Genomic DNA, 24,551 nt, shown 5'->3' with positions numbered 1-24,551 from the left:
AGATGTCCGTCGAGGAGCTCACCCATGCCCTGGACGACCGGTTCGCCGTTCTCGGGGACACCGACGAGGTGGTGTACGAGGCCGATCCCCCCTGGCACCAGGCGCTGCGGACCGCGATCGGCTGGAGCCATCAGCTGTGCACCCGGCCGAACGGCTGCTGTGGGCGCGGGTCTCGGTGTTCGCCGGGACCTTCGACGCGGCGGCGGCAGGGCAGGTGTGCACCGACACGCGTCTGGCCGCCGAGCATGTTCCCGGCCTGCTGGCCGCCCTGGTGGACAAGTCGGTCCTCGTCCCGCAGCCCGCCGCCGGGGGCGGGCTGCGCTACCGGATGCTGGACACGCTGCGCGAGTACGGCGCGGGCTGGCTGCGCGGTCTGGGCGAGGAGGCGGAGCTGCGCTGCCGCCACCGGATCCACTACCGGGCCCTGGCCCTCGCAGCGGACGCCGCCTGGATGGGCCCCGACCAGGCCGCCTGGTACGAGCGGGCGTCCGCCGAGTACGCCAACTTCCGCGCGGCCCTCGACTTCTGCCTGGGTGAGGGGGAGGACCCGCGGACCGCGCTGGAGCTGGCCGGGGCGCTGTGGTTCTTCTGGCTCGGCTGCGGCTTCCTGCGCGAGGGCCGTCACTACCTCGACCGGGCCCGGTGCGGAGCAAGGCGGTGTGGGCCTGCGGCGCGGTCGCGCTGGGGCAGGGAGACTGCGACGCGGTGGCCCGGCTGGCAGCGGTGTTCCGGGCCCGCGCCGAGGCGGCCGGTGACGCGGGCATGCTGTGCGCGGCCGCGCACCTCGAGGGCGGGCGCCTGGCGCTGACCGGACGGCCCGCCGAGGCCACCACCGTCTTCGATGCCGCGCCCCACACCCAGGACCACGACGGCGGATACACCGGGGCGCGCTTCCTGGCCTGGGCGCTGCGCGTGTTCGCCCACACCAACCTCGGTGAGTTCGCGCGGGCCTGCGCGGTGGCGGACGCCCTGCGCGCGGCGTGCGACGAGCGCGGTGAGCGGTGGGCCCGGGCCTTCGCCGACTACGTCCACGGCCAAGCGGCGTACGGCCTGGGCCGACTGGACGAGGCCGCCGCGCACGCCCGCACCGCCCTGGAGGGCAAGGCCCTGCTCCACGACAGCATCGGCATCGGCACCGCCATCGACCTGCTGGCCTGCCTGGCCGCCACCACCGGCGAAGGCGAACGCGCGGCCCGGCTCCTCGGCATCGGCCAGCAGACCTGGAACACCATCGGCCGCGCCCAGCTGGGCATCCCCGAACTCCTCGCCGCCCGCGAGGCCTGCGAACGCAGCGCACGCGCCCGCGCCGGGGACGCCGCGTACGAGGCGGCCTTCCGCCAGGGCCTGGCGGACAGCGACAGCGACGGCCTGGCCTATGCCCTGCGCCAGGAGGCGAGTTGACCGGGCGGCCACGGCTGCCGACTCCCCGGCTGACCGGGGAACGTCATTCCTGGCCGGGATGGCGCCGGTGGAGGATCATGCGCAGCGGGTGGGGCCGCAGGGTGGCGCGGGGCTGGGGCCGGACCGTGCTGCCGGGCGGGAGGTCGAGGCGCCACCGGCCGGCGATCGCGGCCAGGGTGAGGATGCCCTCCTGCATGCCGAACGTGTCGCCCATGCACTTACGGGCCCCGGCTCCGAAGGGGACGTACGAGCCACCGGCCGGGGCGGTCGCCCGGCCGGGTGACCACCGGTCGGGGTCGAACCGTTCGGGATCGGGGTAGAGGTCGGGCCGGTAGTGGATCAGGTACGGGCTGTAGAACACCGTCGTGCCGGCCGGCAGGAAGTGCCCGGCCAGCCGGGTGTCCTCGGTGACCGTGCGACTGGTCATCCAGGCCGGTGGATACAGGCGCAGTGTCTCGGTGAGGACCTTGTCGGTGAAGGGAAGCCGGGGGAGGTCGTCGTGGGTGGGCTCGCGTCCGGCCAGCACCGTGTCGACCTCGGTGTGCAGCCGCTGCCGCACCTCGGGGTGACCGGCCAGCAGATGCAGCGCCCAGCCCACGAGGGCGGCGGTGCTCTCCGTGCCCGCGACCGTGAAGTTGAGGAGCTGGTCGCGGATCTCCCGGTCCTCGAGGGCGTCGCCGTTGTCGTCGCGAGAGCCGACCAGCACCGCCAGCATGCCGCCGTTGTCGCCGCCGTCGCGCCGGTGGGTGGCGATGAGCCGGTACACCACCTGGTCCAAGTGGTCGATCGCGGTGCGGAAGCGACGGTTGGTCGGGGTGGGCACCCACCGCAGGCCCGGCGGGGTGAGCATGCGCCAGAACATCCCCTCGAGTGCGTCACCCAAGGCTCGCCCGGTGGCACCGGCCTCCTCGGGGCTGAGGTCGGCGGCGAACAGACACCGTACGGTGACCCGGGCGGTGACCGTGTTCATGGCGGCGAGCACGTCGAGCAGCTGCCCCTCCCGCCACGTCCGCAGGGCCGTGGACGTCTCCTCTGCCATCATCGCGGCGTACTCGTTCATCCGCTGCGGATGGAACGCGGGCTGTGTCAGGCGGCGTTGCCGCCGGTGCGGCTCATGCGGGCAGGTTCCCACTCCCTCGCCCACCACGGCCCGGGCCTGCTTCCAGAAGGGCCCGCCTTTGTCGAAGACGCGTGAGTTCCGCAGCACCGCGTCGACGAGGGCGGGATGGCACACCACGTACGCGGTGCGGGGGCCGAATCCGATGGCCACCAGGTCCCCGTGAGCGGGCAGGGACCGCAGGAACTCCAGCGGCCGCCGCGCCAAGGGCACCAGGTGCCCCAGCACCGGCAGCCGCCCCGGCGCCGCACCCACGGCCATCAGACCGGGCACTTTGTCCCTGTGGTCAGGGCTGCCTTCCCCGGAGAGCGGTGCTGCGGGCACTAGGCTCCCTCCCCCAGGAGTCCTGGGTGCCGGGTGGGCAGGCCCGGCCGGTCGCGTTCGGGGTCGCGGGCCACGTGGTCGTACCGCGGCACGATGTAGTGCCAGTGGCAGTTCGAGCTCGTCCAGTTCCGCAGGTCGCGAAGGCGCTGCTCCACCGCGCCCATCTGGCGGGGCGACAAGTCCGACCGCCACCAGTGGGCGAGGTAGTCGAATTCCACCTCCAGGTATTCCTCGATGGCGTCGGCCAGCATCTTCTTGGCCCGCTCGACCGACTGCTCGACCGTGAGGTGCTCATGATGCATGAGCACCTTCACCAGGTTGGGCACGGGATCGTTGCGCCTCATCTCACGCTCGAGCGAATGGGGGTCGTTGATGGCGATGACGGTGTGGATGCAGTCCCGGTGCAGAGTGGCCAGCCGCGGGTCGTCGAGTGCCGCTTGCGGAATTTCGGCCCGGTCCGCGCTGAAGCGTTCCGACCAGTCGTAGAGCACGTACATCCCACTGGAGTACGCCCGTTCCCCGAGGTAGTCCTCCAGGGTGGGCATGCCGCGCTCCTCCACTACGACCGGCTCCCAGGCGTAGTGGTTGTCCAGGAAGTCCTTCCAGTTGCCGCGGTGCCGTGCGATCCAGGCGTCGGACATCCCTTCGCGCAACCGGAGCCAGGCGTGCTCGAAGGCAAGGACGACCGGGTCGTCGGTCCCCGGGGCCGCTCCGTCCATGACCTGGATCATCGCCTTGCAGCGGGCGGCGATGCCTGCCACGGTGTGCCGGGGGTTGCTGCCGCAGTCCTCGTCCTCCAGCGTGAACATGACGCCCATGAGGTCGCAGGACAGGAGCAGGTCGTCCGCGGAGGCCCTGGGGTAGGCGGCAGCCATGAGCTCCGGGATCCTGGCCATCTCGTATTCGAGCATGTGCGCGTCGTCGACCAGGTCGGACGCCCGCATCCACCGCCTGGCCCGCGGAATGACCTCCGCCAGGCACGGATTCAAGCGGTAGCGGAAGGGCGTCGTGAAGTCGGGGACGAAGGGCATGAAACGCTCCTCACTGTGGGGCCCTGCCGAAACCGCCGCACTGGTCGCACGCCGAAGTGCGAGGACCGGCGGCGGGGCACTGTTTGCGCATGTCCGACGGGGGCGGCCGGCCGCGGCCGCGCGTCGTGTCGGGGGTTCACGAGGTCCTCCGGGTGGCGGTGTCCGCGAGGTGGCGCAGGGCTGCGGCGACCTCGGCCGGGAGGAGGCCGGGGCGGGCGAGGAGTCGTGTGCACTGGTCGTGGCGCCGGGCGATCATGCCCTCGACGTGGGTGCGGGCCCCGGTCACCGTGAGGATGGAACGGATCAGAGCGGCTTCGGCCTCGCCGAGGTCGTCCCGTCCGAGCAGGTGGCGCAAGCGCTCGGCGTGGTGGGGCGCGGCATCGCGCAGGGCGAGGGCGACGAGCACGGTGTGTTTGCCTTCGCGGAGGTCGTCCAGATGGGACTTCCCGGTGACGCACGGGTCGCCGAAGACGCCGAGGAGGTCGTCGCGGAGCTGGAAGGCCTCTCCCAGGGGCAGGGCGAACCGGCTGAGCACGCCCAGCAGCCGGTCGTCGCCTCCCGCGAGGGCGGCGCCGATGTGCAGGGGCCGTTCGACGGTGTACTTGGCGGTTTTGTAGCGGATGGTGCGCAGGGCGTACGCGACATCCGTGGTGGGCCTGCCGCTGGCGCTGACGTCGAGGTACTGGCCGTACATGACCTCGCTGCGCATGGCGTCGACGAGCGGGAGGACACGGGTGAGCTGCTCCTTGGTGAGGCCCGCGGTGTGGATCAGCTCGTCGGCCCAGACCAGGGCCAGATCCCCCAGGAGGATGGCGGCGTTCTGGCCGAACTTCTCCGCCGTACAGGCGTGTTGGCGCGGCGCGGGGTGGCCTTCAGCGAAGGCCCGGTGGACGGTGGGGCGGCCGCGGCGGGTGGGGCTGTCGTCCATGACGTCGTCGTGGACGAGGGCGAAGGCGTGGAAGAGCTCCAGTGCCGCCGCCGTCCGGATCACGGGGGCCGCGCCGGCCTCGCCGCCGCCCGCCGCGTGCCAGCCGATGACGCACAGCAGGGGGCGCAGCCGTTTCCCGCCCGCGTCCAGGAAGCCCCGCAGTGCCCGCGGGACGGCCTCGGGCAGGCCGTGGGCCACGGCGAAGCGGGTCTTGGCCTCCAGGAAGTCGCCCAGCACGCTGTCGATATGACGGTGCGCGGCGGCGAGGTCGATGGAGTCGGACGCCAGCGAAGGAGCCGTCACGATGTGTCACCTGCCTGCACGGGGTCGACTGGTTCGGTCGGCGCACGGCCTCGTCGAGGAGCGTCTCGACGACCCGGCGTCAGGGGATGTGCTGTGTTACCCGGCTGCGGTCGAAGAGCTGGTGCGTTCGCCACCGGACCGATCGGGGTCTCTCCGGTCGGCGGTAGCGGCGGCTCCGGCATCAGCGCCCGCGCGCTCCGGCCCGGTGGCCAACCTCAAGAGGTTCGCCGCCTCTGCCGTCACGCCGGTCACCGCCTCCGGCCGTATCCGCCGGACCGCCGAACGGGAACAACCCCTTACGCGCACCCTCCACGGCCTTCCCCCGGCCCGGCACGGCACTCCCCGCCGAACCGGGGCGCACGAATCACCACGAAGCAGTGCACACGACCGAGGAATATGTCGTGCGCCTGTCACACCCCGCCCACCACCGCACACCGACACGCGCATCGCACCGCGCCGGCACTCCGGCCGCCTCCGGCACGCCGCCCACGGCACGCCCAGGCGGGCGGCGTCGGTGACCGTGCGGTTGCCGTACGCGCTGTGCCGGGACCCGGCGCCAAGCCTGCAACCCGCCGTGGCCGCGAGGCCCGCCATGCCGCGCCGCTACGGAACCGCCCCGACATCGCCACCGCGTACGACGCGACCGAAACGGAGGACGCCTCTGACCTGGCCTCCCCGCGACAGCCACGCGGGCGCCCACCAGTTGGCGCGGCCCGCCAGGGTGAGGAAGGCCGGTACCAGGATCCCCCGTACCACGGTGGCATCAAGGAGCACGGCGACGGCGAGCCCGGTGCCGAGGAGCTTCAGGACCGTCAGTCCGGACGTGGCGAGCAACCCCGTGACCAGGGCCACCGCGAGGGCGGCCGTGGTGACGAGCCGCCCGGTGCGGGCCACGCCCTCCACCACGGCGTCCCGGTTGTCCAAGCCCCGCAGCCGCTGTTCGCGCACCCGGGAGAGCAGGAAGATCTCGTAGTCGATCGCGAGTCCGAAGGCGACGGCCGCCATGAGCAGGGGCAGCGTCAGATCCAGCGCGCCCGTGACGGCGAACTCCCCGAGCGCACCCCGCAGATGGCCGTCCTGGAAGATGTGCACCACCAGACCGAAGCTCGCCGTCAGGCTCAACGCGCCCACGAGCAGCGCCTTGAAGGGCAGCAGCACGCTGCGGGTCAGCAGGAAGAGCATCGCCCACGTGGTGACCGCCAGCATGCCTCCGGCCAGGGGCAGCCGCTCGGCCACCGCCGCCTTGGTGTCGGCGAGCATCGCCGCGCGGCCCGCCACCTGGGCGCCCTCGGGGGACGCCGAACGGAGGTCGGCCACAAGCCGCTGGGCGGCGGTCGATTGGGGCTCCGCGGCGCTGACGACGGTCAGCACCGGGCCGAGTCCGGGCACGGCCGCGGGGCGGACCGCCGCCACGTCGTCCAGGGCGGCCACCCGCTGCCGGTACGTCCTGGCGTCCGCGCCCTTGGGCAGCACCACCGTGAGGGTACGTTCGGCGGGCGCGGCGAAGCGTGCTCGGATCTCCTCGCCCGTCGCATGGGCCTCGGCGCTCGCCGGCAGCGTCCGCTCGTCGACGAGCCCGAACCGGACGTGCCCGAACGGCATCGCGCACAGCACCAGGGCCACGGCGCAGCCGATCCCGTACAGCGCGGGCCGCCGGGTGATCACCTTCGCGGCCCGCCGCCACAGCGGGCTGTCGGGGCGCCCGGTGCGGCCGATGCGCTCACCGAGCAGGAGCAGCAGCGGCGGTACGACGGCCATGGCCGCGGCTGCCGCGAGGAGTGCCACCGCCATGCCCGCGCAGGCCATGGAGCGCAGGAACGGCAGCGGCAGCACGAGCAGCGCCGCCATCGCGAGGGCCACCGTGCAGGCCGAGACCGCCACCGTGCGTCCGGTGGTGCGCACCGTGCGCGCCACCGCGTCGGGCACGTCGTGACTGTGGCCCAGCTCCTCGCGGAACCGGGTGATGAGGAAGAGTCCGTAGTCCACGGCGAGGCCGAAGCCGAGCGCCGTGGTGAGGTTCATCGCGAAGACCGACACCGGCATGGCGTACGTCAGCGCCCGCAGCAGCGCCGTCGTGCCCGCGACCGCGAGCACGCCGATCACGACGGGCACCAGCGCGGCGAGCAGCGAGCGCAGCGCCACCACGAGGAGCAGCAGGGTGAGGGGCGCCGCGATCAACTCGGCGGTGACGAGGTCCCGTGCGCTCGCCTCCGCGGCCTGCACGCTCACCCAGGAGCCGCCGGTCGCGGAGACGTCGAGGGGCCCGCGCCGGCCCGTCAGCTTCGGGACCAGCTCGCGGGCCGTGGCGGTCGCGTCCCGGTCGGCGCCCGCGAGGTCGGCGGTGACCAGGGCGGCCCGTCCGTCCTCGGAGCGCAGCGGCGCGTCGGGCGTCATCCAGTACGAGCGCGTCGAGGCCACCCCGTCGGCCGCGGCCAGCTCCCGCGTGAGGGCAAGGCCCGCCCGCCGGGCGGCTGCCGCGTCCACCCCGGTGGCGGACCGGGCAAGGAGCACCAGGTCCGGCGGGGCCGCGCCCGCGCGGGCCAGTGTCGCGGCCGCCCGGTCCGCCTCCGTGCCCTTCGCCGTGTAGCCCCCGTTGGCGAGCCGCTCGTGCGTGCCCGCGCCCGCGACCGCGCAGAGGGCGGCCACCAGGGCGGCGAGCAGCAGCACGAGACGGGGCCGGGCTGCCTGGAGACGCGGGCGGGCGGTCACTCGCGTCATGCGGCCCGGAAGAAGAGCACCGCGTTCTGGCCGCCGAACCCGAAGGCGTTGCTGAGGGCGCCCGTCATCCGGTGGGCCCGGGGCGCCTTGGTGACGACGTCGATGGCCAGGCCCTCGTCGAGCTGATTGAGGTTGGCGGTGGGCGGGACGAGCTGCCGCTCCAGGGAGAGCACCGTCACCGCGGCCTCCACCGCCCCGGCGGCGCCCAGCGTGTGGCCGATGGTTCCCTTCACGGAGGTCACCGGGGGTGTGCCCGAGCCGAAGAGGGTGCCGAGCAGGTTCGCTTCGATGCGGTCGCCCTGCGGGGTCGAGGTGCCGTGGGCGTTGACGTGGTGGACGTCCGCCGGTTCGGCACCGGCGTCGGCGAGTGCCGCTTCGACGGCCCGCCGTGCGCCGTCGCCGTCCGGCCGGGGGCTGGTGGCGTGGAAGCCGTCGGCGGAGGCCCCGTAACCGGCGAGGTAGCCGCGGATGCGGGCGCCGCGGGCGCGGGCGTGCTCGGGGCGCTCCAGGACGACGACCCCGGCGCCCTCGCTGAGCACGAAGCCGTCCCGGTCCACGTCGAAGGGGCGGGACGCGGCGGCCGGGTCGTCGCGGCGCTGGGAGAGGGCGCCGAGCCGGTAGAAGGCGGCCGAGCCCATCGGCACCCGGGCGCAGTCGGTGCCACCCGCGATCGCGATGTCGCAGGACCCGGCGCGCAGCAGGTCGCGGGCGATGCCCAGAGCGGTGGCCCCGGAGGCGCACGCCGTCGACGTGGTGAGGCAGGGCCCGGTCGCGCGCAGGTCGATCGAGACCTCGCCGGCGACCATGTTGGGCAGCGAACGGGGCAGGGTGAGGGGCGAGATGGCGTCGACGCGGCCCTCGGCGAGACTGCGGTAGGCATCCGCCCAGGTGTCGCCCCCGGCGGCGGCCACGCCGAGGACGACGGCGACCCGCGGCCCGTCCCACGCCTCGGGGTCCAGTGCGGCGTCCGCCACCGCCTGGCGTGCGGCCACCATGGCGAGCTGGGTGAACCGGTCGATGCGCCAGGTGAGCCGCGGGCCGAGCAGGGCGGCGGCGTCGAAGTCCGGCACCCGGCAGGAGAAGTCGACGGGGAGACCGGTGAGGACCTCGTCGCGCGCCGCGAGGCCGTCGCCCGCGCAGATCCCCGCCCAGGACCGCTCGACACCCACCCCCGCGGGGGTGACGAGGCCGAGCCCCGTGACGGCCATGTCCCGCGCTGTCACCGAACCGCCTTCTGCAGCGACTCGGCCGCTTCCGCCGCGCCGACGGCCGCCGTCAGGTGCTCGGCCGCCTCGGCGAGCGTCATGTCCACCTGGTCCTCGGGCAGGCTCACGCCGAAGGTGTCCGCGAGCACCATGCCCAGCTCGAGGCGGGCGAGCGAGTCGAACTCCAGCGCCTCGAAGGTGGCGTCGGGGCGGATCTGGTCCTCCGGCACGCCGAAATGCTCGGTGAGCAGGCGGACCATCACGTCGTAGACGGGCTCCATCGTTGTTCTCCTTCGCGTCGGTGGGGGCAGGGTTGTCTGGGGTGTCTCGGGTCGTCGCCGATGTGCGGGGTGCCCCCGCACGCCCGCCGTACGAGCAGGGAGAACAAGCCCGGGAACGCACATGCCCGGCCGCGGCAGTGACTCCGGTGAGCTCGATCGCTGCCTTCGCATGCCCGGTGTCTCGTTCCCTCAGGCCGCCTGAAGGAGGCGGCGAGGCTCACAGTGGCGATCCCGGGCACCGGGAACGCCCCGTGGCACGTGAGAGGGAACCGGATGGGCAGCAAAGCATTTTGTTTTCCCATCACTTCATGTCGAAACCGGATTCCTCGCCCAGTTTGACCACGGTGGGAGCGAAAATGGCACGACCGGCACGCGGATTCCACCATTGGGAGGACGCACGAAACGCACCTGAAGCCGTCGGCCTGAAATCTGGAATTCACGCGGGGTCTCCGCCGGGTCGCCAGGCGGTTCGGCAGGTCGCGAGACCGTCGGCAGGTCGTGAGGCCGTCGGCAAGTCGTGAGGCCGTCCGGCCGGTCCGCTCCTGAGAATCCGTCGCCGCAGCCGGGGCCCGCGGAGGTGCCGCACCAATCGGGCCGGTGCCGCGGCGAACAGTCCGGGGCCGCGGCGAACGGTCCGGGCAGGAAACGGACATCGCCATGCCGCATACGGATACGCAAGTCAGCTGGTCCTGCGGCAATGGCCCGCCCAATGAGAGAAATACGGACACGATCAACGCCTGAACGGGCCCGCGCGCCCCCGAGGCGGGCTGGTAGAAACCAGGGGTCACGGACATAGGGACGGCCGTGGCTTTCCGGTTCGGGGAAAGCGATGTCCGCGCGCGGGTCAACTGACCATCCTCCACGGGCCGGGCTCCGTGACGACGACCCCGTCCGGGCCCCCGGCCCACCGCCGCCGTCGAGCCGCAGCCGTCCCCCGCGGCCGGCTCGGCGGCGGCCGCTGTGCCGGGGCACGGGGGGGATGCCTGCGACGCGACGAGGTGGCCCAACTGGGCGGCCCCTTCCCTCCCTTGGCTCCTCCTTGTCATTGTCCGCCCGAGCGAGGCCATCCCGGCGAAGGCGCAGCAGCACTGATCCGGGCGGCCGGTCGCCGCCGGGGAGCGGCCGGTCACCGCCGGGGAGCGACCGGCCACCCTTCGTTCAGTGGCAGAGCGCGGACTCGCCCCGCTCGGGCCCGCCCGCCGCCGCGGCCCCGCGCTCCGCAGGAACGAGCCGTGTCCGCAGCATCGGCAAGCCGCACAGGGTGAGCAGCAGCGCCAGGGCGCCCGCGACGACCGCCACCGAGACTCCGGCCGTGGCGCCGAGGTGGTCGTGGACGACGCCGGTGACGGCCGCGCCGATGGCGACGCCGCTCTGGAGGCCCGCGATCATCCAGGTCATGGCCTCCGTGAGCTTGTGCTCCGGGGTCGTGCGCTCCACGATGCCCATGACCACGACCATGGTGGGCGCGAAGAAGACCCCGGCGAGGAACACCACACCGACCATTCCGGCGACGCCGTCGACGAGCAGGAACGGCAGGGTCGTCAGGGCCGTTCCGGTCACGCCGGTCAGGAGCAGGCGCGGCAGCGGCGCGCTGCGGCGGCGGGCGCCGAAGAGCAGCCCGGAGATGCCGGAGCCGATCGCGTACACGGCGAAGACCAGCCCGGCGAGCGACTTGTTGCCCGCGTCCTCGGCGAACGCGAGGCCCATCGTGTCGACCATGCCGGGGATCGCGCCCCCGCAGAGCAGGACGAGGGCGAGGACGAGCACCGGTGGGGAGGAGAGCGCCGAGGCGCCGCCGCTGTCGGCGGTGCGCGGCTCGACCGGCGGCTCGGTGCCCTTCTGCGGGACGAACAGCGCGACCCCGACGATCAGGAGCAGCCCCGCCGCCAGGGGTGCGGCCTGCGGGAACAGCGCCGTGGAGAGCACCACGGCGAGCGCCGGACCGATGACGTACGTCAGCTCGTCGACGACGGACTCCAGGGAGTACGCGGTGGTCAGCCGGGGCGTGCCCCGGTAGATCTCGGTCCAGCGGGCCCTGACCATCGCGCTCATGCTCGGCATCAGGCCGGAGAGCAGGGCGAAGAGGAACAGCGTCCAGCCGGGCGCGTCGGCGGTGGCGCACAGCAGCAGGCCCGCGAGCCCGAGCACGCTGACGCCGGTGGCGACGGGCAGCACCCGGCTCTGGCCGCGCCGGTCCACCGCCCTGGACACCTGCGGCCCGAGGAAGGCCATGGAGAGGGTGAAGGCGCCCGCGACCAGGCCGGACAGGGCGTACTCACCGGTCGTTTCGGACAGCATCGTGAGGATGCCCATATGGGTCAGAGGCAGCGGGAGCCGGGCGAGGAGCCCGGCGGAGCTGAACGCCTTCGTGCCCGGGGCGGAGAAGATCTCGCGGTACGCGTGGGGCATTGCGTGTCCTGTCGTGGAATTGGCCCTCGGCCCGCGGGGCGTGCGCGGCACCCGGCGCGCACACCTCACACGAGCAACAATCGGGACTATCGTTCCACTTTCTATCACGCCCTTCGCCGGGCGGCAGCGGCGCGCGCGCCGCGGGCCGCCTCAGCCGGCCAGGCCGCGGCGCAGGGCCGCGCCGAGTTCGGCGTTCTGGCGCCGGGACACGTCGGCGCTCAGGAGCGCCTGCGAGCCGTGGAACGTACCGGCCCATTGGTGCAGTTCGACCGGGACGCCCGCCCGGAGCAGGCGCAGCGCGTACGCGATGCCCTCGTCGCGGTTCGGGCAGAACTCGGCGGTGGCGAGGTAGGCGGGCGGCAGCCCGGAGAGGTCGTCGGCGCGCGAGGGCGCGGCGTACGGCGTGGCCGGCGCCCCGCCCAAGTAGTGCCGCCAGGCTGCGGTGATCTTGTCGCGGGTCATCCAGGGCGTGTCCGTGAACTGCCGTGCCGACCAGGTGTCCTGGCGGTCGTCGAGCCCCGGCTGGTTGAGGAGCTGGAAGCGGATGGGCGGGCCCTGCCGGTCGCGCGCCCGCAGCGCCACGGCCGCGGCCAGCCCGGCCCCGGCGCTGTGGCCGCCGACCGCGACCCGCTCCGGGTCGACGCCCCACTCGGCCGCGTGCTCGACCGCCCAGGCAAACACCGTGTACGCGTCGTCTAGTGCGGCGGGGTACGGATGCTCGGGGGCCAGCCGGTAGCCCACCGAGATCACGACCTCGCCGGAGCTCTCCGCGATGCGGGAGGCCCATGGGTGCTCGGTGTCCACGTCGCCCATGACCCAGCCGCCGCCGTGCATCCAGACGACGGCGCCCCGCGCGCCGCGCGGACGGTAGATCCGCACGGGCACCGCCGGGTCGCCGGGCACCGTGCGGTCCTCCACCTCCATGCCCGAGGTGTCCGGCGCCGGTACGGAGGCGGACAGCTCGGCGAGGTTCTTGCGGGCGGTGACGGGGTCGGACAGGTCGGCCCGGGGGATCAGCGGGATGAATGCTTCGAGTTCGGAATCCATGACGGCCATCCTCACGGCCGCGGCCATCGGGGAGCAGCCGCCAACCGTCGGGCAACTCCCCCGTTCCACGCGCCGATCGGCGCCCACCCCGACCGGGAGGGGCGCGGCACACGGCGGGGTCCGGCGCAGGGCCCCTCGCACGGCCGGGCGGACTTGACACCCACGGATTTCATTATTCAAGTTTGACTAGTGCGCCTTCACGGTATACCTTTCCCCGCGTGGTCAAGTTTGACTACGTGGATGCGCCAGAGCCTCATCAGCAAGGGAGCCCGCATGACTCATCTGCCCGACACCGGATACACCCCGACCGCCGAGGACCGCGCGAGCCTGGACGCCTGGTTCGCCGCGTACGACGCGGCGAGCGGCAAGCGTGACGTGGAGCGCATGGCCGACATGGCGGTGTTCCCGCTCAACCTGGTGAGCGACGACTCCCAGGGGGACGGCCGGTCGGCGCAGTGGGACCGGCAGCAGTTCGTCGCCACCATGACGCAGGTCATGGGCGACGGCAGCCAGGACATCGCCTTCGAGTCCACCCGGACCCCGGTGTTCCTCTCCGCGTCGATGGCCGTGGTCTTCACGGACTCGACGATGACGGCGGACGGCCACACCCAGCAGCTCCGCTACGCCGACATCCTGCTCAAGCGGGACGGGACCTGGGCGTTCCAGACCATGATCCAGGGCGGCTGGGGAGACAACCTGTAGGGCGGGCGCCGATCGGGGCCGCCCCCGTCGTGCCGCGCGGTCGCCTAGGAGCGGCGCCTGCGCAGCACGACGAGGGCGGCGCCGAGGGCCACCACGGCGACCGCTCCCCCGGCGACGGGGAGGATCGGCACGCCCTTTCCACCGTCATCGCCTCCGCCGTCGCCTTCGGCTTTCGTGGCGCACTGCGGGCCGTCAACGGGCCCGCCCTTTTCGACGGTCACTTCGCCCGCCCGGGTGCTCTCACCGGGATGCACCGGCTCGGCGAAATGGATCGCATACGTACCGGGCTCCGCATCGCAACGGATCAGCGCGTGCGTGGCGAACGAAACCTTCCCCGTGGACTTCAACTCCACGGGCTTGAGGAACACTTCGGAACGCAGGGTCGCGCCCTCGTCGAGTTCCGGATTCACCAAGGACAACGCGACGCGCTCACCGGGCCGCGCGGCACCCGGCGTGACCGTCAACTCACCACTGCCACCTGCGTCCGCGAACGCGCTCGGCCCGGCCACCGACGCGGCCCCGAGCAGCAAAGCCCCCACAAAAGCGGCGCGTACACGTGACATAAGATGCAGTCCTCGGGTTCGGATGACCAGGGTCGATTCTGGTGGCGGGATCCGTTATCAGCGATCTTACCGGGGGGATTCGCGAGCAGTGCACGGACTATCACCGCTCGCCCTTCGGCATGCCATCACGGACGAACACCGAGTTCTTCCGCCAGTACGCAACTGAAGGGGAGCCGTGCGCATTTCCCGTTGGTCCCGGTCCGTCGCCGTGGGGACGGGCGGCGTCCTTATCGCCGCTCTGGCGACCACCGCGTCGGCGCAGGAATCCATAGCCGGGCCGGGAGACCCCCGGCCGGGACCGGACGGGACGCCTGGCGGCGTCAGCGCGTCCGCTCCCCCGAAGAGCGGCGCCGGCTGGACGGCTGAGGACGCCGCGGACTTCTGGACCGCCGGGCGCATGGAGTCGGCGACTCCGGCGCCGACCGCCCAGGGCCCCGCGCCCGGAAACGCCCGGCCGGGCACCACGGCGAGCACCGCCAAGGCCCCGCGCGTGCGCGCGGCGGCCACCGTCCCCGCCGCCACGGCCTACAAGGGCGCCAAGACCATCGGCGTGCTGTACTACGTCGGCAGCGGCATGAAGGCGCACAGCTGCACGGCCAGCGTCGTGCACAGCCCCAAGGGCAATCTGATCCTCACTGCCGGGCACTGCGGCCCCGGCAAGAAGCACGCCTTCGTGCCCCAGTACCGCACGGGCAAGCCCGCGGCCCGCCAGCCCTACGGCATCTGGGCCGTCGACCGGTTCTTCAAGGACCCCCGGCACACCGACACGGGCCCCGGCTCCAACCTCGACTTCGGCTTCGCCACGCTCAAGCCCGACCGGGACGGCCGCCCCATCGAGCGGCGCACCGGCGCCAACACCCTGACGCGGACGCCCGGTTACCGCGTCCCGGTCACCGTCATCGGCTATCCGAAGGCGAAGTACGACCCCAAGGACCGGGCCGTCAAGTGCCGCACGACGACGGACCGGCTGCCCGGCTACAAGCAGCTGCGGATGAAGTGCGCCGGTTTCCACGGCGGCACCTCCGGCAGCCCGTGGCTGATGAACTTCGACGAGCGGACCCAGCGCGGCCAGGTCGTCGGGAACCTCGGCGGCGCGGGCGGCGGCGGGTCCACCAGTGCCGTCTCGTACGCGCCGTTCTACGACGACGAGGTGTTCAAGCTCTACGACGACGCCGTCGCCGACGTCGCCAAGGTCGAGCGCCCGCCGCTGCCCTACGCGCTCGGCATCGGCGAGACCTGGCAGCACGCCAAGCAGCTGGCCGCGGGCGACTACACCGGTGACGGAAAGGCCGACCTGCTCGCCGTGTGGGCCAGCGGCGAGGTCACCCTGCACACCGGCGACGGCGAGGGCGGCTTCCGCGCCCAGCGGCGCCTCCAGGCGCCCAACGGCACCTGGAAGCACGCCGCCGCGATCACCGGCGGCGACTTCGCCGGCGGCAGCCGCTCCGACCTGATCGTGCGCTGGTCCGACGGCGAGGTCACGCTGTACCCCGACGTCTCCACCGCGGGCTTCGGCCGGGAGGTCCGGCTCGCCAAGGCCGGGTCCACCTGGAAGCACGCCACCCGGATCACCGCGGGCCGCTTCAGCGGCAACGACCGCGCGGACGACCTGGTCGTCCGCTGGAGCGACGGCGAACTCACCCTCTACCGCGAGGCGGGCGACGGCTTCACGAAGGAGACCAGGCTCCAGAAGCCCAACGCCACCTGGAAGCGCGCCGCCCTCCTCGTCGGCGGCGACTTCACCGGCGGTAACCGCTGGGACGTCGTCGTGCGCTGGTCCGACGGCAAGCTCACCCTGCACCAGGACGTGGGCACGGGCGGCCTGGGCAGGAAGACGCAGCTCGGCGGGCCCAGCGCGCTGTGGAAGCACGCCACGGTGGCCACGGCCGGCGGCTACACCGCGGGCGGCCGCCCCGACGACATCGTCGTCCGCTGGAGCGACGGCGAGGTCAGCCTCTACGCCGACACCACGACCAGGCTGGGCACCGAGCGGAACCTCGTACCGCCGAAGACGGCCTGACACCCGCGCCGCCACCGCGACCGGCCGCGCCCCCGTGCGCGGACCGGGTAACGTCGGCGGGAACGGCGCACGTACGCGGCAGCAGAGGTCCGCGCGCACGAACGCGGGAGAGCCACCCTGAACGAGCCGACCACCGGGCCGACCACGCCGCCCGTCACCGACGGCCGCCGCGCCAAGGGCGAGCGGCGGCGCCGGGCCCTCATCGAAGCCACCGTGCGCGTCATCGCGCGCGACGGCGCCGCGGGCGTCACCCACCGCACGGTGGCCCGCGAGGCGGAGCTGCCCACGACCGCCACGACGTACTACTTCAGCAGCATCGACGCCCTCCTCACCGCGGCGCTCACCCAGTGCATGGAGGAGGACTCCGCGCGCATCGAGGCCCTCGTGGAGGCGCCCGGCGGTGCCACGCTCCGGGCACTCGCGGAGCTCATGGCGCAGCTCCTCAGCCCGCCCGGGCACCTGCTCGCGGAGTTCGAGCTGTGCCTGCTCGCGGCGCGCCGCCCGGAGCAGCGGGCGGCGACCCGGCGCTGGCACGAGGCGCTCGCCGCGTTCGCCCGCCGCTTCACGCACGAGCCGCTGCGCGTGAAGCTCTTCACCCACGCCTACGACGGGCTGCTCCTCCAGGGCCTGCTCGCGGACAAGCCCCCGACGGCCGACGAGTTCGAGGAGCTGCTGCGGGAGCTCCTGCCGGAGCCCGCCCCGGACACGCCGTAGCCGACGGGGCCGGGCCGCGCGTCCCTCCCTGCCGGTGACCGCGCTGTCAAGGTCCGACACGCCCTCGACTACAGTGGGGGCGGGCCGTGACTGGCGCTGAGGTGGAGCACCACCGGGGAGCGGCCTGACGCAGATGTCGATGCCGTGCGCCTGGGCGACTGGTCAACCACGCCTGGAGGCGGCCATGTCCCCGACCACTTCGACGGTCCCTGCCCAGCTCATGGACGGCACCTCCCTCGCCCGCCGCGTGGGCGAGGAGACCGCGGCCCGCGCCGCCGAGCTGACCCGGCGCACGGGCGCCGCGCCCTGTCTCGCGACCGTGCTCGTGGGCGAGGACCCCGCGTCGGTCACCTACGTACGGATGAAGCGGAACCGCTGCGCGAAGGCGGGCATCGTCTCGCGGCACGTCGCGCTGCCCGCCGCGACCACGACCGAGGAGCTCGTCGCCACCCTCGGCGCCCTCTCCGAGGACCCGACCGTGCACGGCATCCTGCTCCAGCACCCCGTCGGGGACCACATCGACGAACGCGCGGCCTTCGAGGCGATCGCGCCGCACAAGGACGTCGACGGCGTCACGCTCAGCTCGTTCGCCGCGATGAGCTTCGGGCGGCCCGGCTTCGTGTCCTGCACCCCGGGCGGGATCATGCGGCTCCTCGACGCGTACGACGTCGACCTCGCCGGGAAGCGGGCCGTCGTCGTGGGCCGCAGCGCGATCCTCGGCAAGCCCGTGGGCATGCTGCTCCTCGCCCGGGACGCGACCGTCACCTACTGCCACTCGCGCACCGCGGAGCTCTCCGCGCACCTGCGCGAGGCGGACGTCGTCGTGGCGGCCGTGGGCAGGCCCGAGCTGATCCGCGGCGAGGACATCAAGCCGGGCGCGGTCGTCATCGACGCCGGGTACAACGCGGGCAACGTGGGCGACGTCGACTTCGACGGCGCCCTGAGCAGGGCCCGCCTCATCACACCGGTCCCGGGCGGCGTGGGCCCCATGACGATCGCGGTGCTCCTGGAGCAGACGGTGGCCGCCGCGGAGCGGCAGCTGGGGGCACGCGCCGCACGGTGACGACCGCGCCGCGCCCCGCGTCCGCACCTCCATCTGGCGCTTTCAACGGGTGTTGACCCGCTGTTGACCAACTCCCCCTACTTTCCCGGCAGTTGCGGTGACAGCCCGTCGCCGCAGGGTCACCAGGGGGTTCGATGCGTCGCAAGAAGGCTCTCCTCGCCACGGGCTCGGCAGTGTTCAGCATGGCGTTGCTCGGTACGGCGGGGCAGGGGGCGAGCGCCGACGAGGACGGCCGAAGGACGGTGGCCGTCTCGGAGGTCGTGGGCCGGGACGCCGCACGCAAGATGGCCGAGCAACGGCCGCTCGTCGCGGCGGCCGACGTCATCAGCGCGGCGCGGGACCGCGGGCGGTACGAGGGGTTCACCGGCATCGCCCTGGAGCGGGAGCGCGTCGCCCTGTACTGGAAGGGCGCGCTGCCCGCGCGGATGCGCGAGGCCGTCGCCGAGGCGCGCGGCACGGCACGGGTGCGGATCGTGGCGGCCCCGTACTCGCTCAAGGAGCTCAAGACCGCTTCGGCCCGGCTCCAGGAGCGGCTGCGGGTCGAGCCGTCGCTCGGCCACACCGTGAAGATCCCGACGGACGGCAGCGGCCTCGTCGTCGCCGCCGACCCGGGCCGCGGGGCGGCCGCCGCACCGCGCGGGGCCGCCGCCCTCGAGGAGGACCTGGGGGTGCCGGTGCGCACCGTCCGCGAGGGGAAGATGAAGGAGCGCAGCCGCACCAACGACTCCTCCCCGTGGTCGGGCGGCGCGCTGCTCAAGAACAACGGCCGTGCGAACTGCACAGCGGGATTCGGCGTGCGCAACAACACCGGCGCGCAGTTCGTCCTCACGGCCGAGCACTGCGGCAAGGCCGGCGACCGGTACACCAACGGCGCCGACCAGTACATCGGCACCCCGGGCCCGGCCCACGACCCGCACGACATCATGCTGATCCCGACGTCCGACGTGGACAACTTCATGTACACCGGCGGCCCCGACGACGAGCGGGGCGTGCGGGTCGAGGGCTGGGACCGGGTGTACACCGGCGAGTACCTGTGCCAGTCCGGTGCCACCAGCGCCGCGGAGACCGGCGGCCCGGTCTGCAACCTGAAGGTGCTGTACTTCTACAACGACTCCGAGGACCTGGTGGAGGCCGAGCAGATGGACGGCCGGACGTCCCTGCGCGGCGGTGACAGCGGCGGCCCGGTCTACTCGGGGGCCGCCAACGGAGGCGCGATCGCCAAGGGCACGGCCACCCGCTCGCTGGGGTCGAGGATGGCCTTCCAGGACTTCGAGACGGCCTCGCGCGACTTCGGGGTGTGGATCGACAAGTAGGCCCGGCGGCCGGGGCGTTCACAGCGCCTCGCGCAGCAGCTGCACCGGGTGCCACGCGGTGCGCTGCGTGCCGTGGAAGATCTGCTGACGGCAGGAGGCGCCCGTGGCGACCACGACGGTGTCGGCGGACGCGGCCCGCACGGCGGGGAAGAGACGGTCGGCCCCCACGGTCATCGAGAGGTCGTAGTGCTCGGACTCGAAGCCGAAGGAGCCGGCCATGCCGCAGCAGCCCGCGTCCAGTTCGGTGACCTCCACTCCGGGGATGCGGCGCAGCAGCGCCACGGTGGCCGCCGTGCCGACCTCCGCCTTCTGGTGGCAGTGGCCGTGGAAGAGGAGGGTGCGCCCGCTCAGCCAGGAGTCGGGGCGCAGCGTGAGGCGGCCGTCGTCGACGGCCTCGCCGAGGAGCTCCTCCAGCTGCTTGACCCGGGCCGTGACCGCCTCGCGGGCCGAGTCGCGGGGCAGCAGCGCCTTGTGCTCGTCGCGCAGGGTCATCAGGCAGGACGGTTCGCAGCCGGTGATGGGAGCATCGGCCGGGGTGGTCTCGGTGAGGCGGTGGACCAGCTGGAAGGCCTTGTCGCCGGCGTCGTCCAGGAGGCCCTTGGACAGGCTGGCCCGGCCGCAGCAGCCGCCGCTCTCCAGGTGCACGTTCCACCCGGCGTGTTCGAGGAGCTCCACGGCCGCCTGGCCGATCTCCGGCTCGGTGTACGTGGTGAAGGAGTCGGCGAGCAGTACGACCGTGCCCCGGGTGGCCGTCGCGGCGGGCGTGCGGCGGCCGAACCAGCGCACGAGGTTGCGGCGGGCGTAGCGCGGCAGCGGGCGGTGGCGGGTGATGCCGAGGGTGCGGTCGAGCAGGCGGCGCAGGAGCGGGAAGCGGCCGGGCAGGTTGGAGAGCGGGGCGGTGGCCGAGCCGAGGCGGTTGAGGGTGCGGATCGCCCCGAAGACCCGGGAGCGCAGCGGGATCCCGTGCTCGTCGTGGCGGTGGGCGAGGGCCTCCGCCTTCAGTGAGGCCATGTCCACGCCGAGGGGGCACTCGCTCTTGCACGCCTTGCACATCAGGCAGAGGTCGAGGACCTCGTGCAGCCGCTCGTCGCCGAGCGCGGCGTGCGGGTCGGGTGCCGAGAGGGCCTGGACGAGGGCGCCCGCGCGGCCCCGGGTGGAGTCCTCCTCGTTGCGCGTGGCCATGTAGGAGGGGCACATGGCGCCGGTGCCGGACTTGCGGCACAGGCCGATGTTCATGCAGCGGTCGGCGGCCGCGCGCATCCCGCCCGCCACCTCGAAGTCGAGCCGGGTGCGCAGGCCGGGCGCGGGCGGCAGCGCCGCGTCGCGCAGGTGCTCGGTCATGGCGGGGGCATCGACGATCTTGCCGGGGTTGAGCCGGTCGTCCGGGTCGAAGAGGCCCTTGACCTGCCGCATGGCCTCGTACAGCGCGTCGCCGAACAGCTCGCGGTTGAACTCGCTGCGGGCCAGGCCGTCGCCGTGCTCGCTGGAGTTGACGCCGCCGTACTCGGTGACGAGGTCCTTGATCTCCTCGGCGACCTCGCGCATGGTCCTGCGCTGCTGGGGGTCGGTGACGTCGAGGAACGGGCGGATGTGCAGACAGCCCACCGAGCAGTGGCCGTAGAAGCCCGCGGTGAGGCCGTGCCGGTCGAGGACCTTCTTCAGCCGGGCGGTGTACGCGGGCAGGTGGACGGGGTCGACGGCGGTGTCCTCGATGAACGCCAGGGGCCGCTTGGTGCCCTCGCTCGCGGCCATGAGCAGTCCGAGGCTGGACTTGCGGACCTTCATCAGAGCCGTCCGGTCGGCGGCGGCGACGGCCCTGAGGGTGTGGTAGCCGTGGCCGTGCCGCTTCCACAGGGCCGTCAACCGGTCCAGGCTGCCGCGCAGTTCGCGCTCGTCGTCACCGGTGAACGACACGAAGAGCAGCGCGTCCGGATCGCCTTCGAGGACCGTGGAGAGGGAGGCGTACTCGATCTTCTGCCGGGACAGGTCGAGGATCGTGCGGTCCATCAGCTCGACGGCCGCGGGGTCGCAGGCGAGCGCGTCCTGGGTGGCCTCGATGGCCCCGGCGACCGAGGTGAAGTGGCCGACGGCGAAGACCGTGTGCGCCGGTTTCGGTACGAGGTCCACGAGCGCCCGGGTGGTGACGGCCAGGGTGCCTTCGGAGCCGACGACGAACTTCGCCAGGTCGAAGGGTGTGTCCTCGCGGGCCAGCCGGTCCAGGCGGTAGCCGCCCGCGCGCCGCCAGTGCTGCGGGAAGCCGTCGGCGATGGCGTCGGCGTGGGCGGCGACGAGCCGGGGCAGTTCGCGGTGGATGCGGCCGTCCAGGGTGTCGAGCCCGGCGCGGCTCGCGTGTTCCGCGGCGGTGAGCGGCGCCAGGTGCGTGCTCGTCGCGTCGGAGAGCACCACGTCCAGGGCGCGCACGTGGTCGATGGTCATGCCGTAGCGCAGGGAGCCGCTGCCCGCCGAGTTGTTGCCGATCATGCCGCCGACGGTGGCGCGGTTGCTGGTGGAGGTGTCGGGGCCGAACATCAGGCCGTGCGGGGCGGCGGCGCGGTTCAACTGGTCCTGGACGACGCCCGGTTCGACGAGGGCGGTGCGGCCCTCCGGTTCGAGCGCGACGATGCGGCGCATGTGGCGGGAGAGGTCGAGGACGATGCCGGGCCCGGTGGTCTGCCCGGCGAGGCTCGTCCCCGCGCCGCGCGGCACGACGGACACGCCGTGCTCGACGGCCGCGGCGACGGCGGCCCGCACGTCGTCGGCGTGCCGGGGGAAGACGACGCCGAGCGGGGTGATGGCGTACATGCTGGCGTCACGGGCGAACAGATGGCGGCTCACGGAGTCGAAGCGGACCTCGCCGTCGAGGTCGGCGCTGAGCCGCCGGGCGAGTTCGCCGCCGAGCTCGTCACGCTCGGCCTCCGTGCTCTCGATGCTGGACGTCATACGACACGCTCCGGGGGCGAAGGGAGTACGGGGACGTGCGAGGGGGACGGCGCGGGTCCGCCGGTGCGGCGGACCCGCGCCCGGGGGTCAGGCCGTGCGGAGGTGGTCGAGCCCCGCGGCGAGCCCTTCGGAGCCGACCGGGATCCCGGCGAGCTCCAGGCCCATCTGCACTCCGGCGAGGGTCCCGGCGAGGGTGAGGTCGTTGAAGTGACCGAGGTGGCCGATGCGGAAGACCTTGCCCGCGAGCCGCCCGAGGCCCGTGCCGAGCGACATGTCGAACCGCTCCAGGACGATCTTCCGTACGGCGTCGGCGTCCTGGCCGTCCGGCAGGAGCACGGCGGTCAGCGAGCCGGAGTGCTCCCGGTCGTCGGCGCACAGCACGTCGAGTCCCCAGCCGCGCACGGCGGCCCGGGTGGCGGCGGCGTGCCGGGCGTGTCGGGCCCAGACCTGCTCGATGCCCTCCTCCGCGAGCATGCGCAGAGCTTCCTCCAGGCCGTAGAGGAGGTTGGTGGCGGGCGTGTACGGGAAGAACCCGGCGGCGTTCGCGCCGAGGACCGGCGCCCAGTCCCAGTACGACCTGGGCAGCCGGGCGGTGCGGGACGCCTCGATCGCCTTGGGGCTGACCGCGTTGAAGCCGAGGCCGGGCGGCAGCATGAGGCCCTTCTGCGAGCCGGTGACGGTCACGTCGACGCCCCACGCCTCGTGGTGGTACTCGATCGAGGCGAGCGAGGAGACGGTGTCGACCAGGAGCAGGGCGGGGTGCCCGGTGGCGTCCAGGGCGGCACGGATCTCCGGCACGCGGCTCGTGACGCCGGTCGAGGTTTCGTTGTGCACCACGCAGACGGCCTTGATCCGGTGGGCCGGGTCGGCGGCGAGGAGGTCGGCGGCGGCCTCGGGCGAGGCGCCGTGCCGCCAGTCGCCGGGCACGAACTCCACCTCCAGGCCGAGGGATTCGGCCATGTCCCGCCACAGGGTGGCGAAGTGGCCGGTCTCGAAGCACAGCACGCGGTCGCCGGGGCTGAGCGTGTTGACCAGGGCCGCCTCCCAGGCGCCGGTGCCCGACGAGGGGTAGACGACCACCGGGGACGTCGTGTCGAACACGGGCTTGAGGCCGTCGAGCACCCGGTGGGTGAGCTCGGCGAACTCGGGGCCCCGGTGGTCGAGGGTGGGCGCGGCCATGGCGCGCAGAACGCGGTCGGGAACGTTGGTGGGTCCGGGAATCTGCAGGAAGTGACGGCCGGTCCTGACGGTCATCGCGCGAATCTCCCCTCCACACTTGTGCCGTGAAGCGGCACAGCGTATCGTGATGCGGCACGGTGGAGCATAGGGGCGACGGCTGACGACGGTCAACGGTGCTGCCGCACGCCGCCGTTGAGGCCGGTCCATGCGCCACCCTGGGAGCGGGCCGACACGGAGCCCACCGGGCGCACCGACACCAGACCTTCGGGGGAACCCATGCAGAACGTCCTCAACACCCTGCGCGTACTTGAGGAGTTGGCGACGCGCCAGCCCGTCGGGGTCGCCGAGCTCGCGCGGGCCATGGAGCTGCCGAAGAGCACCGTGCAGCGCGCGCTCGGCACGCTGCGCACCGCGGGCTGGATCAGACAGACGGGCACCCCGCCCACCCGCTGGACCCTCACCACGAAGGCGCTGCTCGTCGGGCGGCAGGCCACGGGCGAGCTGGGGCTGCGGGACGTGGCGGTGCCGGTGATGGAGGAGCTGCGCCGCACGGTCGACGAGACCGTGCACCTGGCGGTGCCGGAGGGCGACCGGGTCGTCCTGGTCGAGCGCCTGGAGACGGCCCAGCCGGTGCGGATCGTGCTCCCGCTCGGCCAGCACCTGTCGGGCCACGCCTCCGCCAACGGCAAGGCCATCCTCGCGGCCCGCTCCCCCGAGGCCGTCGACCGGTACGTCGCGGACGGCCTGACCCGGTTCACCGAGGCCACGATCGACGACCCGGACGCGCTGCGCGCCGAACTGGCCGCGATCCACGCCCGCGGCTACGCGCTCAACGAGGGCGAGTGGCGCACCGACGTCGCGGCGGTGGCCGCGGCGATCCTCGGCCCGGACGGCACGCCCGTGGCCAGCATGAGCATCAATCTGCCCGCCAGCCGCTGCGACCGAAAGCGCCTCGAGGACCTGGGCGTGCACGTGCGGGCCGCGGCCCGCGAGATCAGCGCGGCACTCGGATACGAGGAGCCCCGCACCGCCTGAGGGCCGCGGAGACGGCGGGTCCGCACCGTCCGAGCGCCGCGAAAGCGATGTCCGCGCACCCCCTTGACGGGCCGTGACACCCGTCACATACTCGCCAACGTCGCCCTGCGAGTTCCGCATAGCGGAACTCAGAGTCCGTGCTGCGGATACTCAGGCCCGGTGTGCCCGTCATCTCACACGCCCTACGACACTCAAGACCACCCCTCTCCGCCCCACGACGCCCCGGAGTCGCATCCGCACGTCCACGCACGTGACCCT

General features: G+C 73.3%; 19 protein-coding genes and 1 riboswitch. Of the genes, 8 read left to right on the top strand and 11 right to left on the bottom strand.

What is annotated here, in order from left to right:
- Positions 1-136: 136 nt before the first annotated feature.
- Together AC5WAM_RS36540 and AC5WAM_RS36535 are read left to right on the top strand one after the other, a co-directional pair.
- Positions 137-808 carry a winged helix-turn-helix domain-containing protein gene (locus AC5WAM_RS36540; RefSeq protein ID WP_495520157.1) on the top strand — a complete coding sequence of 224 codons (672 nt, stop codon included), beginning with the start codon at positions 137-139 and terminating at the stop codon, positions 806-808.
- Complete coding sequence (locus AC5WAM_RS36535; RefSeq protein WP_495520156.1) at positions 706-1,401, top strand: hypothetical protein; 696 nt, start codon at positions 706-708, stop codon at positions 1,399-1,401. The genes AC5WAM_RS36540 and AC5WAM_RS36535 overlap by 103 nt, the downstream gene beginning before the upstream one ends.
- Before the next feature lie 43 nt (positions 1,402-1,444).
- On the opposite strand, the gene AC5WAM_RS36530 is transcribed toward AC5WAM_RS36535, so the two are convergent.
- The 8 genes from AC5WAM_RS36530 to AC5WAM_RS36495 all read right to left on the bottom strand — a co-directional run bounded on the left by AC5WAM_RS36530 (position 1,445) and on the right by AC5WAM_RS36495 (position 12,764).
- Positions 1,445-2,779: a cytochrome P450 gene (locus AC5WAM_RS36530; RefSeq protein ID WP_495520155.1), complete on the bottom strand. Its 1,335-nt coding sequence runs from the start codon at positions 2,777-2,779 to the stop codon at positions 1,445-1,447.
- 62 nt (positions 2,780-2,841) lie between these two features.
- Positions 2,842-3,873: a terpene synthase family protein gene (locus AC5WAM_RS36525; protein WP_495520154.1), complete on the bottom strand. Its 1,032-nt coding sequence runs from the start codon at positions 3,871-3,873 to the stop codon at positions 2,842-2,844.
- 136 nt (positions 3,874-4,009) lie between these two features.
- Positions 4,010-5,107 (bottom strand): polyprenyl synthetase family protein, encoded by a 1,098-nt coding sequence (locus AC5WAM_RS36520; protein ID WP_495523723.1) that lies wholly within the window; start codon positions 5,105-5,107, stop codon positions 4,010-4,012.
- Positions 5,108-5,707: 600 nt separating this feature from the next.
- On the bottom strand, positions 5,708-7,822 hold the full coding sequence (locus AC5WAM_RS36515) for an MMPL family transporter (RefSeq protein ID WP_495520153.1): 2,115 nt from the start codon (positions 7,820-7,822) through the stop codon (positions 5,708-5,710).
- On the bottom strand, positions 7,819-9,045 hold the full coding sequence (locus AC5WAM_RS36510; RefSeq protein WP_495520152.1) for a beta-ketoacyl-[acyl-carrier-protein] synthase family protein: 1,227 nt from the start codon (positions 9,043-9,045) through the stop codon (positions 7,819-7,821). Before AC5WAM_RS36510 ends, AC5WAM_RS36515 begins: the two co-directional genes overlap by 4 nt.
- On the bottom strand, positions 9,042-9,308 hold the full coding sequence (locus AC5WAM_RS36505; protein ID WP_495520151.1) for an acyl carrier protein: 267 nt from the start codon (positions 9,306-9,308) through the stop codon (positions 9,042-9,044). The genes AC5WAM_RS36510 and AC5WAM_RS36505 overlap by 4 nt, the downstream gene beginning before the upstream one ends.
- Before the next feature lie 1,158 nt (positions 9,309-10,466).
- The gene (locus tag AC5WAM_RS36500; protein WP_495520150.1) at positions 10,467-11,717 is read right to left on the bottom strand and encodes an MFS transporter; all 1,251 of its coding nucleotides are present in this window, start codon (positions 11,715-11,717) and stop codon (positions 10,467-10,469) included.
- A gap of 150 nt (positions 11,718-11,867) precedes the next feature.
- Positions 11,868-12,764 carry an alpha/beta hydrolase gene (locus tag AC5WAM_RS36495; RefSeq protein ID WP_495520149.1) on the bottom strand — a complete coding sequence of 299 codons (897 nt, stop codon included), beginning with the start codon at positions 12,762-12,764 and terminating at the stop codon, positions 11,868-11,870.
- A 273-nt stretch (positions 12,765-13,037) separates the two neighbouring features.
- On the opposite strand from AC5WAM_RS36495, the gene AC5WAM_RS36490 reads away from it, so the two are divergent.
- The gene (locus tag AC5WAM_RS36490; RefSeq protein ID WP_495520148.1) at positions 13,038-13,466 is read left to right on the top strand and encodes a nuclear transport factor 2 family protein; all 429 of its coding nucleotides are present in this window, start codon (positions 13,038-13,040) and stop codon (positions 13,464-13,466) included.
- A gap of 44 nt (positions 13,467-13,510) precedes the next feature.
- On the opposite strand, the gene AC5WAM_RS36485 is transcribed toward AC5WAM_RS36490, so the two are convergent.
- Positions 13,511-14,029, bottom strand: coding sequence for a hypothetical protein (locus tag AC5WAM_RS36485; RefSeq protein WP_495520147.1), 519 nt, complete (start codon positions 14,027-14,029; stop codon positions 13,511-13,513).
- A 175-nt stretch (positions 14,030-14,204) separates the two neighbouring features.
- Between AC5WAM_RS36485 and AC5WAM_RS36480 the strand changes: the two genes are divergently transcribed.
- The 4 genes from AC5WAM_RS36480 to AC5WAM_RS36465 all read left to right on the top strand — a co-directional run bounded on the left by AC5WAM_RS36480 (position 14,205) and on the right by AC5WAM_RS36465 (position 19,139).
- Positions 14,205-16,049, top strand: a complete 1,845-nt coding sequence (locus AC5WAM_RS36480; RefSeq protein ID WP_495520146.1) for a trypsin-like serine peptidase — start codon at positions 14,205-14,207, stop codon at positions 16,047-16,049.
- Between the two features lie 117 nt (positions 16,050-16,166).
- Positions 16,167-16,763, top strand: coding sequence for a TetR/AcrR family transcriptional regulator (locus tag AC5WAM_RS36475; protein ID WP_495523722.1), 597 nt, complete (start codon positions 16,167-16,169; stop codon positions 16,761-16,763).
- Positions 16,764-16,839: 76 nt separating this feature from the next.
- Positions 16,840-16,926, top strand: a riboswitch (ZMP/ZTP riboswitch).
- A gap of 21 nt (positions 16,927-16,947) precedes the next feature.
- Positions 16,948-17,826: a bifunctional 5,10-methylenetetrahydrofolate dehydrogenase/5,10-methenyltetrahydrofolate cyclohydrolase gene (locus AC5WAM_RS36470; RefSeq protein ID WP_495520145.1), complete on the top strand. Its 879-nt coding sequence runs from the start codon at positions 16,948-16,950 to the stop codon at positions 17,824-17,826.
- 134 nt (positions 17,827-17,960) lie between these two features.
- Positions 17,961-19,139, top strand: coding sequence for a trypsin-like serine protease (locus tag AC5WAM_RS36465; protein ID WP_495520144.1), 1,179 nt, complete (start codon positions 17,961-17,963; stop codon positions 19,137-19,139).
- A gap of 18 nt (positions 19,140-19,157) precedes the next feature.
- Here AC5WAM_RS36465 and AC5WAM_RS36460 read toward each other — a convergent pair whose 3' ends face one another.
- Both AC5WAM_RS36460 and AC5WAM_RS36455 read right to left on the bottom strand, forming a co-directional pair.
- Complete coding sequence (locus tag AC5WAM_RS36460) at positions 19,158-22,079, bottom strand: FAD-binding and (Fe-S)-binding domain-containing protein (RefSeq protein ID WP_495520143.1); 2,922 nt, start codon at positions 22,077-22,079, stop codon at positions 19,158-19,160.
- 87 nt (positions 22,080-22,166) lie between these two features.
- Positions 22,167-23,333, bottom strand: a complete 1,167-nt coding sequence (locus AC5WAM_RS36455; RefSeq protein ID WP_495520142.1) for a pyridoxal-phosphate-dependent aminotransferase family protein — start codon at positions 23,331-23,333, stop codon at positions 22,167-22,169.
- A 201-nt stretch (positions 23,334-23,534) separates the two neighbouring features.
- Here AC5WAM_RS36455 and AC5WAM_RS36450 point away from each other — a divergent pair, with 201 nt between their 5' ends.
- A complete protein-coding gene (locus AC5WAM_RS36450; protein ID WP_495520141.1) occupies positions 23,535-24,293 on the top strand; it encodes an IclR family transcriptional regulator in 759 nt (252 codons plus the stop codon).
- The last annotated feature ends 258 nt before the right edge of the window (positions 24,294-24,551 follow it).

Source organism: Streptomyces sp. JLYT201 (genome assembly GCF_059448825.1).
This window is presented reverse-complemented; position numbering and strand designations above follow the sequence as displayed.

Coding starts and splice junctions, on each gene's coding strand:
- AC5WAM_RS36465 (WP_495520144.1), top strand. CDS start 17,961: ATGCGTCGCAAGAAGGCTCTCCTCGCCACGGGCTCGGCAGTGTTCAGC.
- AC5WAM_RS36490 (WP_495520148.1), top strand. CDS start 13,038: ATGACTCATCTGCCCGACACCGGATACACCCCGACCGCCGAGGACCGC.
- AC5WAM_RS36470 (WP_495520145.1), top strand. CDS start 16,948: ATGTCCCCGACCACTTCGACGGTCCCTGCCCAGCTCATGGACGGCACC.
- AC5WAM_RS36460 (WP_495520143.1), bottom strand. CDS start 22,079: ATGACGTCCAGCATCGAGAGCACGGAGGCCGAGCGTGACGAGCTCGGC.
- AC5WAM_RS36495 (WP_495520149.1), bottom strand. CDS start 12,764: ATGGATTCCGAACTCGAAGCATTCATCCCGCTGATCCCCCGGGCCGAC.
- AC5WAM_RS36525 (WP_495520154.1), bottom strand. CDS start 3,873: ATGCCCTTCGTCCCCGACTTCACGACGCCCTTCCGCTACCGCTTGAAT.
- AC5WAM_RS36450 (WP_495520141.1), top strand. CDS start 23,535: ATGCAGAACGTCCTCAACACCCTGCGCGTACTTGAGGAGTTGGCGACG.
- AC5WAM_RS36485 (WP_495520147.1), bottom strand. CDS start 14,029: ATGTCACGTGTACGCGCCGCTTTTGTGGGGGCTTTGCTGCTCGGGGCC.
- AC5WAM_RS36455 (WP_495520142.1), bottom strand. CDS start 23,333: ATGACCGTCAGGACCGGCCGTCACTTCCTGCAGATTCCCGGACCCACC.
- AC5WAM_RS36530 (WP_495520155.1), bottom strand. CDS start 2,779: ATGGCCGTGGGTGCGGCGCCGGGGCGGCTGCCGGTGCTGGGGCACCTG.
- AC5WAM_RS36505 (WP_495520151.1), bottom strand. CDS start 9,308: ATGGAGCCCGTCTACGACGTGATGGTCCGCCTGCTCACCGAGCATTTC.
- AC5WAM_RS36500 (WP_495520150.1), bottom strand. CDS start 11,717: ATGCCCCACGCGTACCGCGAGATCTTCTCCGCCCCGGGCACGAAGGCG.
- AC5WAM_RS36515 (WP_495520153.1), bottom strand. CDS start 7,822: ATGACGCGAGTGACCGCCCGCCCGCGTCTCCAGGCAGCCCGGCCCCGT.